Source organism: Roseovarius sp. THAF9, assembly GCF_009363715.1.
Taxonomy (GTDB): Bacteria; Pseudomonadota; Alphaproteobacteria; order Rhodobacterales; family Rhodobacteraceae; genus Roseovarius.
On sequence record NZ_CP045404.1, the window covers coordinates 986,206 to 999,269 of the forward strand.

Annotated in this window: 13 protein-coding genes; 11 read left to right on the forward strand and 2 right to left on the reverse strand. The window is 63.9% G+C overall.

Features of this window, described 5'->3' with window-relative positions; all coding sequences use genetic code 11:
- Nucleotides 1-53: 53 nt before the first annotated feature.
- The 7 genes from FIU86_RS04865 to FIU86_RS04895 all read left to right on the forward strand — a co-directional run bounded on the left by FIU86_RS04865 (nucleotide 54) and on the right by FIU86_RS04895 (nucleotide 8,617).
- A complete protein-coding gene (locus FIU86_RS04865) occupies nucleotides 54-317 on the forward strand; it encodes a sarcosine oxidase subunit delta (protein WP_152474039.1) in 264 nt (87 codons plus the stop codon).
- Nucleotides 314-3,235, forward strand: a complete 2,922-nt coding sequence (locus tag FIU86_RS04870; RefSeq protein ID WP_152474040.1) for a sarcosine oxidase subunit alpha family protein — start codon at nucleotides 314-316, stop codon at nucleotides 3,233-3,235. Before FIU86_RS04865 ends, FIU86_RS04870 begins: the two co-directional genes overlap by 4 nt.
- The gene (locus tag FIU86_RS04875) at nucleotides 3,228-3,779 is read left to right on the forward strand and encodes a sarcosine oxidase subunit gamma (protein ID WP_152474041.1); all 552 of its coding nucleotides are present in this window, start codon (nucleotides 3,228-3,230) and stop codon (nucleotides 3,777-3,779) included. Before FIU86_RS04870 ends, FIU86_RS04875 begins: the two co-directional genes overlap by 8 nt.
- Before the next feature lie 41 nt (nucleotides 3,780-3,820).
- On the forward strand, nucleotides 3,821-4,150 hold the full coding sequence (locus FIU86_RS04880; RefSeq protein ID WP_152474042.1) for a hypothetical protein: 330 nt from the start codon (nucleotides 3,821-3,823) through the stop codon (nucleotides 4,148-4,150).
- 50 nt (nucleotides 4,151-4,200) lie between these two features.
- Nucleotides 4,201-6,153, forward strand: a complete 1,953-nt coding sequence (gene dnaG, locus FIU86_RS04885) for a DNA primase (protein ID WP_152474043.1) — start codon at nucleotides 4,201-4,203, stop codon at nucleotides 6,151-6,153.
- A gap of 113 nt (nucleotides 6,154-6,266) precedes the next feature.
- The gene (gene rpoD, locus FIU86_RS04890; protein ID WP_152474044.1) at nucleotides 6,267-8,258 is read left to right on the forward strand and encodes an RNA polymerase sigma factor RpoD; all 1,992 of its coding nucleotides are present in this window, start codon (nucleotides 6,267-6,269) and stop codon (nucleotides 8,256-8,258) included.
- A gap of 122 nt (nucleotides 8,259-8,380) precedes the next feature.
- Complete coding sequence (locus tag FIU86_RS04895) at nucleotides 8,381-8,617, forward strand: hypothetical protein (protein ID WP_152474045.1); 237 nt, start codon at nucleotides 8,381-8,383, stop codon at nucleotides 8,615-8,617.
- Between the two features lie 145 nt (nucleotides 8,618-8,762).
- Here FIU86_RS04895 and FIU86_RS04900 read toward each other — a convergent pair whose 3' ends face one another.
- The gene (locus tag FIU86_RS04900) at nucleotides 8,763-8,966 is read right to left on the reverse strand and encodes a dodecin family protein (RefSeq protein ID WP_152474046.1); all 204 of its coding nucleotides are present in this window, start codon (nucleotides 8,964-8,966) and stop codon (nucleotides 8,763-8,765) included.
- 105 nt (nucleotides 8,967-9,071) lie between these two features.
- On the opposite strand from FIU86_RS04900, the gene FIU86_RS04905 reads away from it, so the two are divergent.
- Nucleotides 9,072-9,488 (forward strand): secondary thiamine-phosphate synthase enzyme YjbQ, encoded by a 417-nt coding sequence (locus tag FIU86_RS04905; RefSeq protein ID WP_152474047.1) that lies wholly within the window; start codon nucleotides 9,072-9,074, stop codon nucleotides 9,486-9,488.
- 14 nt (nucleotides 9,489-9,502) lie between these two features.
- On the opposite strand, the gene FIU86_RS04910 is transcribed toward FIU86_RS04905, so the two are convergent.
- Nucleotides 9,503-10,180: an SDR family oxidoreductase gene (locus FIU86_RS04910; RefSeq protein WP_152474048.1), complete on the reverse strand. Its 678-nt coding sequence runs from the start codon at nucleotides 10,178-10,180 to the stop codon at nucleotides 9,503-9,505.
- Between the two features lie 228 nt (nucleotides 10,181-10,408).
- On the opposite strand from FIU86_RS04910, the gene nrdR reads away from it, so the two are divergent.
- From nrdR to FIU86_RS04925, 3 genes are read left to right on the forward strand one after another with little or no spacing between them, the layout of a single operon-like run.
- A complete protein-coding gene (gene nrdR, locus FIU86_RS04915; protein ID WP_103764377.1) occupies nucleotides 10,409-10,885 on the forward strand; it encodes a transcriptional regulator NrdR in 477 nt (158 codons plus the stop codon).
- Entirely contained in the window at nucleotides 10,882-11,994 is a 1,113-nt protein-coding gene (gene ribD / locus FIU86_RS04920; RefSeq protein ID WP_152474049.1) for a bifunctional diaminohydroxyphosphoribosylaminopyrimidine deaminase/5-amino-6-(5-phosphoribosylamino)uracil reductase RibD, read from the forward strand. The genes nrdR and ribD overlap by 4 nt, the downstream gene beginning before the upstream one ends.
- Before the next feature lie 33 nt (nucleotides 11,995-12,027).
- Nucleotides 12,028-13,062, forward strand: a complete 1,035-nt coding sequence (locus tag FIU86_RS04925; RefSeq protein WP_152474050.1) for a hypothetical protein — start codon at nucleotides 12,028-12,030, stop codon at nucleotides 13,060-13,062.
- The last annotated feature ends 2 nt before the right edge of the window (nucleotides 13,063-13,064 follow it).

The window sequence follows — 13,064 nt, forward strand, 5'->3', positions numbered from 1 at the left end:
GGCGGGCGTCGGTCCATGAGTATTTTTGGCAAGAAAAAGCCAGGGGTGGTGGCATGAGGCTGCCCTGTCCGATTTGTGGCGAGCGGGACCGCCGGGAGTTTTACTATGCCGGCCACGCGGTCGCGCTGGAACGCCCCGGTGAAGGCGCGGGCGCCGAGGCGTGGGACGATTATATGCACAACCGCGAAAATCCCTGTGGCGAAACGCGCGACCTGTGGTTTCACGAGAGCGGCTGCGGTGCGTGGCTCGTGGTGACGCGGGACACGGCCAGCCATGCGGTTCTGAGCGCGGTGCTGGCGGAAAAGGCGGCGCGATGAGGCTGGACGGTGATGGGCTGATCGACCGGTCGCGGCGACTGACCTTTACCTTCGATGGGCGGCAACACCTTGGCTTCGAGGGTGACACGTTGGCCTCGGCGCTGATGGGCGCGGGGGTCAAGGTGGTGGCGCGGTCGTTCAAGTATCACCGGCCACGGGGCATTTTCACTGCGGGCAGCGAGGAACCCAATGCGCTGGTCACCCTGGGGCAAGGCGCGGCGCAGGAGCCCAATGCGCGCGCCACGATGGTGGAGCTGCACGAGGGATTGCAGGCGTTCGGACAGAACGCATGGCCGTCGGTGGCGTTCGACCTGATGGCGGTGAATGACCTCGGTGCGCCGTTCCTTGGCGCGGGGTTTTACTACAAGACCTTCATGTGGCCGAAAGCGTTCTGGGAAAAGCTTTACGAGCCGGTCATTCGCCGGGCGGCGGGCTTGGGGGCTCTGTCGCGCGAGGTGGGTCCGGAGCGGTGGGAGCGCGCCTTTGCGCATTGCGACGTGTTGGTGATCGGCGCGGGGCCTGCGGGGTTGATGGCCGCGATGACGGCGGCAGAGGCCGGGGCGGACGTGATCCTGGCCGAGGAGGACACGCGGACCGGCGGTCGGCTGAATGCCGAGGTCGAGGAGGTGGATGGGCAGGCAGGTCATGCCTGGGTCGAGACGATGCGGGCGCGGTTGGCGGCGATGGGGAATGTACGGGTGATGACGCGCACTGCCGTGTTGGGGGCGTATGATCAGGGTACATATGGTGCGCTGGAGCGGCTGGCGCCTGAGGCGGGTCGCGCGTTGAAGGGATGTTTCTGGCGGATCGTCGCCAAGCGGTCGGTTCTGGCGGCGGGGGCGATCGAACGGCCCGTGGCATTTCCCAACAACGACCGGCCCGGTGTGATGATGGCGGGCGCCCTGAGAGCCTATGTGAACCGCTGGCGGGTATGTCCGGGACGCCGCGTGGCGGTGTTCGCCAACAGCGATGAGGCGCATCGGACAGCGCGGGATTTGACGGCGGCGGGCATTCACGTATCGGCGCTGATCGACGCGCGGGCGGATGCGGTCTGTGACCTCGACGTGCCGTTTTATGCGGGTGGGCAGGTCTGCGGTACCGTTGGGCGCAAGGCGCTGGAGGCCGTGCGCTTTCGGCTGGGCGACCGGATCGAGACGGTGCAGGCCGACGTGCTGGCCATCTCGGGTGGGTGGAACCCGAGCGTGCATCTAAGCTGCCACATGGGCGGGCGGCCCGTGTGGGACGAAGGGCTGGCGGCTTTCCTGCCGCGCGATGGCGCGGTGCCGGGGATGCGCTATGCGGGGGCGGCGACGGGGGTATTCTCGACCTGGGGATGTCTGGGAAGCGGTGCCGCGGCGGGCAGGGCGGTGGCGGAGGACCTTGGGCTTAATGCCACGCAAGTGGCTACGCCGAGCGCGGAAGATGGCGCGTACGAGATCACGCCGTTGTGGCATGTCCTGGGCAAGGGCCGGGCATGGCTGGATTTCCAGAACGATGTGACGGTGAAGGACGTGGCGCTCGCTGCGCAGGAAAATTTTACCTCGGTCGAGCATATGAAGCGCTACACCACTCAAGGCATGGCTCCCGATCAGGGCAAGAATTCCAACGTTGCGGCGCTGGCGGTGTTGGCTGATGCCACCGGGCGCGGGATTGCAGAGACCGGGACGACCACCTTTCGCCCGCCTTACGTGCCGGTGCCGATTGCCGCCATGGGCGCGGGGGCGCAGGGCAAAGGGTTCGCACCCGAGCGGTTCACCACCTCGCACGCGGCATCCATTGCGCGGGGCGCGCCGATGATCGAGGCGGGGCTGTGGTATCGGCCCAGCTATTTCCCGAAGGCGGGTGAAACGCACTGGCGGCAATCCTGCGACCGCGAGGTGCGGATGGTGCGCGACCGCGTCGGCATCTGCGATGTATCGACCCTGGGAAAAATCGACGTGCAGGGTCCGGATGCGGGAGCGTTCCTAGACTTTCTTTACACCGGCATGATGTCGACGTTGAAGACGGGGCGCCTTCGCTATGGCCTGATGCTGCGCGAGGACGGGCATGTCATGGATGACGGCACCTGCGCGCGGCTGGGCGAGACGCATTTCCTTGTCACCACCACCACAGCGGCAGCGGGGCAGGTGATGCGACACATGGAATTCGCGCACCAGGTGCTGCGGCCCGATCTGGATGTGCGCTTTGCCTCGGTGACCGAGCAATGGGCGCAGTTCGCGGTGGCAGGGCCGAAGTCGCGTGCTCTGCTGGAAGAGGTGATCGGGCAGGGACTCGGAAACGATGACTGGCCCTTCATGGCGTGCGGGGGCGTGCGAATTGATGGCATTGGGGCGCGGCTTTTTCGAATCTCGTTCTCGGGCGAGCTGGCCTACGAGATCGCGATGCCTGCGCGGTACGGTGCGGCGCTCTTTGACCTGCTGGTCGACAAGGCCGAAGCTATGGAGGGCGGGCCATACGGGATGGAAGCGCTGAATGTCATGCGGATCGAGAAAGGGTTCGTCACCCATGCTGAGATCCACGGGCGCACCACGGCGTTCGACATCGGGATGCAGGGCATGATGATCGACAGGAAGGATTTCATTGGCAAAGCGATGGCGGCGCGACCGGGGTTGATGGACGAGGCCCGGGCGCAGCTTGTGGGGCTGAAGCCGGTGGGCGCGGTGAAGGAACTGATCGCAGGGGCGCATCTGTTCGCGCCCGGTGCCGCGGCGGCGAGCGAGAACCACGAGGGCTACATCACCTCGGTGGCGTTTTCTCCGATGCTGGGACATGTGATCGGGCTCGGGTTTCTGGCTCGGGGCCGGGCGCGAATCGGTGAGCATGTGCGAATGGTGGAGCATCTGAAAGGCTCGTCGACGCTGTGCGAGGTGGTGGCGCCGGGCGGTTTCGATCCCGAGGGAGGTCGGATGCGTGGCTGAGTTGACGGCGCAGAGCCCGATGGACGGAATGCTGCCGACAAGGATCGGCGGTGTCGCGCTGCGCGCGGCCGACCTTGGCACGCTGACGCTGGTCATGCCCTATCGCGGCGCGGATGATGCGCTGTCGGGCGCGCTGGAGGCCGCGCATGGGCTGCGCTGGCCCGAGGCGGGGCAAATGACAGGAACGACGGAGCGCGGTGTGATGTGGTTCGGGCGCGCGCAGGCCCTGCTGATCGGTGTGGAGCCGGTTGAGGGACTGGCGGTGCATGCGGCGCTGGTGGACCAGAGCGATGCCTGGGCGGCGGTCGAGATCGAGGGCGACAGGGCCGCCGAGGCGCTGGCGCGGCTGACGCCGGTGGACCTGCGGCCAGGGGTGTTCGGGGTGGGGCACACGGCGCGAACGGAGGTGGCGCATATGGCGGTCTCGCTGACGCGCACGGGGGAGGCGACGTATCTTCTGATGGTCTTTCGGTCTTTCGTGCGGACGCTGGTGCATGAGCTTGGCGCGGCGCTGGAAGGGGTTGCCGTGCGGGCGATGCGTTGACAGAATTGGATCTGTATCGGGGCTTGCCGAAAGGACGGGCGATGTTTGGCAAGATGTTGTGGATGATCGGGGCGCTAGGTCTTGCGGTGCCGGTGTCGGTCGCGGCGGCGGTGGATAAGACGGTGATGTGCACCGAGACCGCGAAGGTCGTCGGAATTGCCGCCACCGAGCGAAAGGCCGGCAAGGACGCCGCGCGCATCAAGCGAGAGCTGACCAGCGGTGCCGGCAAGGTCGAGGCGCGGCTTACGCCCATGGTGCCGCCACTGGTGGATTGGGTGTTTACGATAGACGCACAGGAGATGGGCAAGCCGGGTGCGGCCCGCGTCGTGACAGAGCGCTATCGCGAAGGCTGTCTGGGGTTCCAGCCCTAAATCGTGCAAACCGCCTTGGCGCGGGCATTCGGTTGAACCATATTACAGGGATGAGCCTGCCACCCGGATTCCTTGACGAGCTGCGCACCCGCACCTCCCTCGTGCAGGTGGTGGGGCGCAAGGTCATGTGGGACAATCGCAAGTCCAATCAGGGCAAGGGCGACATGTGGGCGCCTTGCCCGTTCCACCACGAAAAGACTGCCAGCTTTCACGTCGATGATCGCAAGGGCTATTACTATTGCTTCGGTTGTCATGCGAAGGGCGACGCCATTTCTTTCGTGCGCGAGACCGAGAACGTGGAGTTCATGGAGGCGGTAAAGATCCTGGCGCAAGAGGCCGGAATGACCGTGCCCGAGCGTGACCCCCAAGCCCAGGCCAAGGCCGACCGGCGCACGCAGCTGGTCGAGGTGATGGAGATGGCGGTGCGCCATTTCCGCCTGATGCTGAAGGCCGGGGCGGGGGCCGCGGCGCGCGACTACCTGGCGGGGCGTGGCCTCGATGAGGCGGCGCAGGACCGGTATGACATCGGGTTTGCTGCCGACGCCTGGCAAAATCTGTGGGATCATTTGAAAGGCAAGGGCGTCGAGGACGACCTGATCCTGGGCTGTGGGCTGGCCAAGCCGAGCAACAAGGGCGGCAAGCCCTATGACACGTTTCGCAACCGCATCATGTTCCCAATCCGCGACCCGCGCGGCCGCTGCATTGCCTTCGGCGGGCGGGCGATAGACCCGGATGACAATGCGAAATACCTCAACAGCCCGGAAACCGAGCTTTTCGACAAGTCGCGCACGCTTTATCACCACGGCCCCGCACGCGAGGCGGCGGGCAAGGGACAGCCGCTGATCGTCGCTGAAGGATATATGGACGTGATCGCGCTGGCCGAGGCCGGGTTCGGCGCATCGGTGGCGCCCTTGGGCACGGCGGTGACGGAACACCAGCTGGCCATGCTGTGGCGCATCGCGGACGAGCCGATCATGGCGCTGGATGGCGACACGGCGGGGCTGCGCGCGGCCTACCGGGTGATCGACTTGGCGCTGCCGCTGCTGGAGGCGGGCAAGTCGCTGCGGTTCGTGCTGATGCCGGAGGGGCAGGACCCCGATGATCTGTTGCGCGCCGAGGGCGCGGGGGCTGTACAGGCACTGCTGGACAAGGCAATGCCGATGGTCGACCTGCTGTGGCAGCGCGAGACGGAAGGGCGCGATTTCGACAGCCCCGAGCGCAAGGCGGCGCTGGACAAGGCGCTGCGCGAAAAGATCATGACAATCCGCGACCCCAGCCTGCGCAGCCACTACGGACAGGCGGTCAAGGACCTGCGCTGGCAGTTGTTCCGGCCGAAGCCCAAGAGCGGCGGCGCATTCGCGGCGCGGGGTGGCAAGTGGCAGAAGATCGAGCCTGTGCGGGCGACGACGAAATCCTCGCTGCTGGTCGCCTCCGGCGATGCGGCGCACACCCATCTGCGCGAGGCGGTGGTTCTGGCCACGCTGATCCGCAATCCCGAGATCCTGCCGGAGTTCGAGGTCGACTTGGATCGGCTGCAATGTGAGCCGCCGCATCACGGGCTGGTCCGCGATGCGCTGCTGTTTCATCAGCCCGGCGGCACCGGAACGCTGGAATCCGAATTGTCGGAAAGACTCGGCCTCGACGTGGTTGAAAAACTGTTGTCGCTGCCCCATGTCGCCTTAGTTCCTGCCGTGCGGCGCCCGGGGGATGCGGAGCTTGCCCGCATGACCGTTGGCGAAACACTGGCGAAGCTGGAGGCGGACCGCGGATTGGCGGCTGAAGTCCGGGAGGCCGAGCAGGACATTGCTGGTGTTGCCGATGAAGCCGTCACATGGCGACTGAACGAGGCAGCACAGGCCCGCAACCGGGCGTGGACCAGCCAGCAGGAAGACAAGACGGAATATGAGCGGGGCCAAAACGGTGCCCCGGTCAACCGCGCAGAGAGAGAGCGATTCGATGCGTTGCTGGATCAGATCGGGTTCAACAAAGGGTCTGACGGGTAACGCTTTGAATGTTATCTTAAGCAATCTGGGGTTAAGGGTTTGCGAATCACCCCGTCGCCATGTTGATTCGTTTTAGCGAATCACCTTCACCCAGATGGGACCAGGAGAGCTGAATGGCCGCCAAAGACACCGACGACGATCAGAAGACCGAAGAACAGGACGCCGAAATCTCGCTCGATATGAGCCAGGCGGCTGTCAAGAAGATGATCGGCGAGGCGCGGGAACGCGGCTTCATTACCTATGACCAGTTGAACAAGGTCTTGCCGCCCGAACAGGTGTCGAGCGAACAGATCGAGGACGTGATGTCGATGCTGTCCGAGATGGGCATCAACATCATCGAGGAAGAAGAAGCCGAGGAAGAAGAGCAGAAGACCACCGCCGTTGCCGAGATCGGCAAGAAGGGCGAGGTCGCGCTTGGCTCGGGCAAAGACGAAAAGCTCGACCGTACCGACGACCCGGTGCGCATGTACCTGCGCGAAATGGGGTCTGTCGAACTGCTGAGTCGCGAAGGCGAGATCGCCATCGCCAAGCGGATCGAGGCCGGGCGCAACACGATGATCCTAGGGCTTTGCGAAAGCCCACTTACCTTCCAGGCGATTACGATCTGGCGCGACGAGCTTTTGGGTGAGGACATCCTGCTGCGCGACGTGATCGACCTTGAGACGACGTTCGGCGACCAGATGGGCGACGGCGAGACCGACGAGCCCGTGGTCGAGGCCGCCAACATCGCCAGCGCCCCGAACGAAAAGTCCGAGGACAAGAGCGAGCCCGAGCTTGACGCGGACGGCAACCCTATCGCCAGCGACGACGATGAGGACGACGAAGAACAGGCCAACATGAGCCTTGCGGCGATGGAAGCCACGCTGAAGCCGCGCGTGTTGGAAACGCTGGACAGGATCGCCTCGGATTACGAGAAACTGAGCGAGATGCAGGACAGCCGCATCTCGGCCACGCTGAACGAGGACGGGTCGTTCAGTGACAAGCAGGAAAAGACCTACCAGAAGCTGCGGTCCGAGATCGTGGAGCTGGTGAATTCGCTGCACCTTCACAACAACCGGATCGAGGCGCTGATCGACCAGCTTTATGGCATCAACCGCCGGATCATGCAGATTGACTCGGCCATGGTAAAGCTGGCCGACCAGGCGCGCATCAACCGCAAGGAATTCGTCGACGCGTATCGCGGTCGCGAGCTTGACCCCAACTGGCTGGAGGACATGGCAGCGAAGGACGGTCGCGGCTGGAAGATGTTCATGGAGCGCAGCCCCGAGAAGGTGGAAGAGTTGCGCGCCGATATGGCCCAGGTGGGCCAGTATGTGGGCCTCGACATCAGCGAGTTCCGCCGGATCGTGAATCAGGTGCAGAAGGGCGAGAAAGAAGCCCGCCAGGCCAAGAAGGAAATGGTCGAGGCCAACCTGCGGCTGGTGATCTCGATCGCCAAGAAATACACCAACCGGGGTCTGCAATTCCTGGACCTGATCCAGGAAGGCAATATCGGCCTGATGAAGGCCGTGGACAAGTTCGAGTATCGCCGCGGCTACAAGTTCTCGACCTATGCGACGTGGTGGATCCGCCAAGCCATTACCCGGTCGATCGCCGACCAGGCGCGTACGATCCGCATCCCGGTGCACATGATAGAGACGATCAACAAACTGGTGCGCACGGGCCGCCAGATGCTGCACGAGATCGGCCGCGAGCCGACGCCGGAAGAGTTGGCCGAGAAGTTGCAGATGCCGCTGGAAAAGGTTCGCAAGGTGATGAAAATCGCCAAGGAGCCGATCAGTCTCGAGACGCCGATCGGCGACGAAGAGGACTCGCAGCTGGGCGATTTCATCGAAGACAAGAACGTGATCCTGCCGCTGGATTCAGCCATCCAGGACAACCTGAAGGAAACCACCACGCGGGTCCTGTCCAGCCTGACGCCGCGCGAGGAGCGTGTGCTGCGGATGCGGTTCGGCATCGGGATGAATACCGACCATACGCTGGAGGAAGTGGGCCAGCAGTTCTCGGTCACGCGCGAACGAATTCGCCAGATCGAGGCCAAGGCGCTGCGCAAGCTGAAGCATCCCAGCCGGTCGCGCAAGCTGAGGTCGTTCTTGGATCAGTAGGTCGGGCTGTCGACGCCGGATTCCTGACAGGCGCAAATCCTTGACGGAAGTTGAACCTTGCGAGGATGTACGACGTCTCATGTCTGAGACTTGTATTTGCGACCTTTTAAGGAGATTGTCCGATGTCAGACCGCATGAACCAGAGCGCCGACGCCTTTATCTTCGTCGCCGTGTCGGGAGCGGAAAGCGGCGACGGTATGGAAGAAATGATCTGGATTGATCTAAATCCACCCGTTTCGAATCCGGTAGGTCACCGGGGGACCATACTGACAGCGGAAGAGGTCGAGCCCCTCGCTGAGGAAGTCGACCCGCAGCCATTGCTGATGGTTGTCGCAGACCAACAGGACTTCTGTTATTGAGCGGCCCGCGCTCGCGGATGGTCGAGGAACCGGTGGGCTGCGATTGAAAAGGCCCCCTTTGCAGTATTGACAAGGGGACCTTTGCTTCGGTTCGGTGGCAAATTCGGCAAGTCTAACAAATAGACACGCCGTTTCCGCATTGGCTTTAGTCGTCCAGCAGGAAGGTCACGGCGAGGTTCACTCGGAACTCCGACACATTCCCATTTGACACGCTGACGTTTGAATCCTTAATCCAAGCGCTTTCGATGTTGCGCAGCGTTTTAGATGCGCGCTGGATGCCCTGCTTGACGGCGTCATCGAAGCTCTCTTTCGAGGTCGCGGAAATTTCGGTTACTCGTCCGATAGACATTTTGGTTCCTCCTTTTCCGTCCAATAGGGCAACGCGTCAGGTCTGGGCTTTGTTCCTGGACGTGGCGCACTGGCGGTAATCGGCTGAGACGGGTAGAACGCAGACATGCAAACAGCGTTTACCATAGCGACGCGTGGGCAAGGCCTCTACGAGTTCACCGCCGACGTGACCGGGTGGGTGGCGTATCAGGGCGTGCAGAGAGGTCTTCTGACGCTCTTCATTCGTCATACATCCGCCAGCCTGCTGATTCAGGAGAACGCCGACCCCGAGGTGCAGACCGATTTGCGGAATTATTTTGCACGGCTGGTGCCGCCCACAAGCGATCCGACCATGGCATACCTGACGCACACCTATGAAGGGCCGGATGACATGCCTGCGCATATAAAGGCTGCCATGATGCCGGTGAGCCTGGCGATCCCCGTAAGCGACGGGCGGCTCGTACTGGGCACGTGGCAGGGAATTTACGTCTTCGAGCATCGCAATGCGCCGCACACTCGCAAAGTGGCGGCGCATCTGGCCTAAGTCTGGCCTGAGCCTTAGCCCGTGGGCATAACGACCATTTCCCGCACATCGGCGCGTTGGGGCTGGTCGAGGGCAAAGACCACGGCTTCGGCGATATCCTCTGGCTTCAGCTTGTCGGGTTTGGCTTCGTCGAAGAACGGCGTATCCACCATGCCGGGGCAGATCACGGTGCAACGGCCGCCCCATTCGCGCATTTCCTGGCTAAGGTTTCCAGCGAAGCCTTGGACAAACCACTTGGAGGCGCCATAAATCGAGCCGGGCAGATTGATCTTGCCCGCCACCGAGCCGGTAAGCACGGCGTGCCCCTTGGATTTTTGCAGATGCGGGAACGCGGCCTTAATGGTGTAGAGCAGACCGTTGATGTTGAGATCGAGCATCTTGCGCCATTCGTCGGGATCGCCGTTTTCAACGCCCGGCGTGTCGAGCCCGCGCCCGGCATTGGCGAAAACTGCGTCGAGGCCACCGAAATGATCGGCGGCGCTGTCGATGGAGTTTTTCAGTTCCTCCATGTCCGTGACGTCGCCGGCCAAGGCAAGAGCGTGGCCGTCCCCAAGCTCCGAAGCCAGCGCGTCGAGCTTATCCTTGCTGCGTGCAAAGAGCGCGACGTTCCAGCCGGATGCGACGGCCTTGCGGGCGGTTTCAGCGCCGATGCCGGTGGAGGCGCCGGTTATGAAGAGTGTCTTGCGGGGCATGATAATCCTTTTGAGTCGGGTTTATTTTGTTCTCTGGAATGGCAACGAACCAATCCGGAAAGCGTTCCCCGGGCGCTTCGTCGCAGCCACAAGGGCCCAAAACGACGCTCGATGTTGCGACTGAATTTGCCCTCTACCCAAAACTTTGCGGCTGCCCTATAGTAGCTGTGGATAATTGGGCAATAGACCCATGACCATCAGAGGCAGAGAAGAAAAGGGGATCGGCCGATGCGCTGCCCGTTTTGCGGAAATATCGACACTCAAGTGAAGGATTCACGCCCGGCAGAGGATCACGTTTCGATCCGGCGGAGGCGATTTTGCCCGGCCTGTGGTGGCCGGTTTACCACATATGAGCGCGTGCAGTTGCGCGACTTGGTGGTGGTGAAAACGAACGGTCGGCGCGAGGATTTCGACCGCGACAAGCTGGAACGGTCGATCCGAATCGCCTTGCAGAAACGCCCGGTCGAGCCGGAGCGGGTGGAGCAGATGATTTCCGGCATAGTGCGGCGGCTGGAAAGCCTCGGCGAGACGGATATTCCGTCAAAGACCGTGGGCGAGATCGTCATGGAAAGCCTGGCGCGGATCGACACCGTGGCCTATGTTCGCTTTGCCAGTGTTTACAAGAACTTCCAGGCGGCAGACGATTTCGACAAGTTCGTAAGTGAGTTGCGGCCCGGTGCGGTGGAAGAGCCCGGCGAGACGTGAGCTCGGACGGCATCCGCTTTCTCAGGCTGGCATTGGGCCTTGGGCGTCGCGGCCTGGGCCGGACCTGGCCCAACCCTGCCGTGGGCTGCGTGATCGTGAAGGATGGGCGCATCGTGGGGCGCGGCACGACGGGCCTTGGCGGGCGGCCGCATGCCGAGCGTATCGCGCTTGAACAGGCCGGCATGGCGGCAGAGGGGGCCACGGCCTATGTCAGCCTGGAGCCGTGCGCCCACCACGGACGGACGCCACCCTGTACCGACGCTATCATAGCGGCCCGGATCGCACGGGTGGTGGTGGCTATTGGCGACCCCGATCCGCGTGTCTCGGGCCGCGGTTTTGCAGCGCTGCGTGAGGCCGGGATCGTGGTCGAGATCGGACATTGCGCGGCGGAGGCCCAGTATGACCTTGGCGGGTTCCTGAGCCGGATGACGCGGGGACGCCCTGAAGTGACGCTTAAGCTTGCCACGTCGTTTGACGGGCGGATCGCCACCGCCAGCGGGCACAGCCAGTGGATCACCGGACCGCAGGCGCGGCGCTGGGTGCATGCTGCGCGGGCGCGTCACGACGCCGTCATGGTCGGTGCGGGCACGGCGCGGGCGGACGACCCGTCACTGACGGTGCGCGACATGGGGGTCGACCATCAGCCCGTGCGCGTGGTGGTGTCGCGCAGGCTGGATGTGCCGCTGATGTCGAACCTGGCGCGAACGGCATCGGAGGTGCCGGTCTGGATGTGCCACGGGCCCGACGCGGATGCCGCGTTGGTCGAGGCATGGCGGGGACTTGGCGCCGAAATGGTACCCTGCGGATTATCGGGACGGCAGCTGGATATGGGGTCTGTCCTGGACGAGTTGGGGCGGCGCGGGCTGACCCGGATTTTTTGCGAAGGCGGCGGGGCGCTGTCGGCATCGCTCTTGGCCGAAGGGCTGGTCGATCGGATGGCCGGGATCACGGCAGGGTTTGCGATGGGGGCCGAGGGCCTACCGGGGATTGGAGCGCTGGGGCTTGATCGGCTGGACGGGGCGAGCCGCTTCGATCTTGTCGAACAGACGGCGTTGGGTGAAGATGTTTTGCACGTCTGGGTTGCAAGGCAATCGGCCGAGTGCCTATAGAATGAAGGTGGTCCGGCGAAGGAGGAGCCGGGAATGATCAGGGGAACATGCGTAGCAATTGTGATGCTCTGGCTTTGGGTCGGGGCCGCTTTCGCGCAGGCTGCGTTTGACGCAGCGGTGGCGCTTTGGCTTTCGGGCGACGATTCCCAGAGCTTGCCGCAGCTGGCGCAGCTGGCCCGCGAAGGACACAGCGACGCGCGTATCCTGCTGGCCCGGATCGAGACGATGGATCGCGGACCGTCGCCCTATCGCATGCGGTTGGAGCCGGACGCGCGGCGGACGCTGTTTCGCGATATGTCGGGCAACACCCGGTTTGGGCGCAGCTGGCTGGCGGTAGAGTCAAACGAAGGCAACCGGCTTGCCGAGATGTTCCTGCGTTCGCGCAAGCCGTTCCTGCAATTGCAGACGCATTTCGCGTTGTGGCAGGCGGGCGAGCAGCAGGCCACGGATTATCCGACGCGGATCGCGGCGCTCTATGGGTCGCGCGCGATGCGCGAGAAACTGGTGGCCAGCGAGACGGTCCTGCCCGAGATGCGCCCCTACTTGGCCTTCCTCGCCGACACGCCCGAGCCGCAGGCCGATGGCATGGCGGCGTTGCGCCACATGCTGTCGCTGGGCCCGGAAGTGGTGAGCGCGGACGACCCGGAGACGCTGGGCATGGCGCAGTTCCTGGCGCTGGGCTTTGGTTTCGGGGACATGAGCGCGGGCAACAGGTGGCGCAAGCCGGTCGAGGATTGGGTGCTGCGGGACCTGTCGGCGCGCCCGATCGCCGATCTGTGCCGCGCGGAATGCCCGAACCAGGCCGGCGCCTGCGGGGTGGCGCTTCTGGCGCTGACAGGCGGGTTCTACGAGGTGTCGCGGCTCGACAGCCCTTATGAAAAGGTGATCCCGCAGGCGCAGTTCCTGAACAGCCCGCGGGCGCGGATCATGACTCTGCGCCGTGCCGCTCTGGCGCGCGACGAGCCGAACCAGAAATACCTGTCGGACCGTCCCGGGATGTCGCGCCTGTCAAGCTGTGCCGCGGTGCTGGTACTGCGCGAGCGGGCCGCCTACAAGCGGATCCGCTGAGC

Bases quoted from the DNA above. Each gene is read 5' to 3' on its own strand.
- FIU86_RS04865 (WP_152474039.1), top strand. From the start codon at position 54: ATGAGGCTGCCCTGTCCGATTTGTGGCGAGCGGGACCGCCGGGAGTTT.
- FIU86_RS04870 (WP_152474040.1), top strand. From the start codon at position 314: ATGAGGCTGGACGGTGATGGGCTGATCGACCGGTCGCGGCGACTGACC.
- FIU86_RS04880 (WP_152474042.1), top strand. From the start codon at position 3,821: ATGTTTGGCAAGATGTTGTGGATGATCGGGGCGCTAGGTCTTGCGGTG.
- dnaG (WP_152474043.1), top strand. From the start codon at position 4,201: ATGAGCCTGCCACCCGGATTCCTTGACGAGCTGCGCACCCGCACCTCC.
- rpoD (WP_152474044.1), top strand. From the start codon at position 6,267: ATGGCCGCCAAAGACACCGACGACGATCAGAAGACCGAAGAACAGGAC.
- FIU86_RS04895 (WP_152474045.1), top strand. From the start codon at position 8,381: ATGTCAGACCGCATGAACCAGAGCGCCGACGCCTTTATCTTCGTCGCC.
- FIU86_RS04900 (WP_152474046.1), bottom strand. From the start codon at position 8,966: ATGTCTATCGGACGAGTAACCGAAATTTCCGCGACCTCGAAAGAGAGC.
- FIU86_RS04905 (WP_152474047.1), top strand. From the start codon at position 9,072: ATGCAAACAGCGTTTACCATAGCGACGCGTGGGCAAGGCCTCTACGAG.
- FIU86_RS04910 (WP_152474048.1), bottom strand. From the start codon at position 10,180: ATGCCCCGCAAGACACTCTTCATAACCGGCGCCTCCACCGGCATCGGC.
- nrdR (WP_103764377.1), top strand. From the start codon at position 10,409: ATGCGCTGCCCGTTTTGCGGAAATATCGACACTCAAGTGAAGGATTCA.
- FIU86_RS04925 (WP_152474050.1), top strand. From the start codon at position 12,028: ATGATCAGGGGAACATGCGTAGCAATTGTGATGCTCTGGCTTTGGGTC.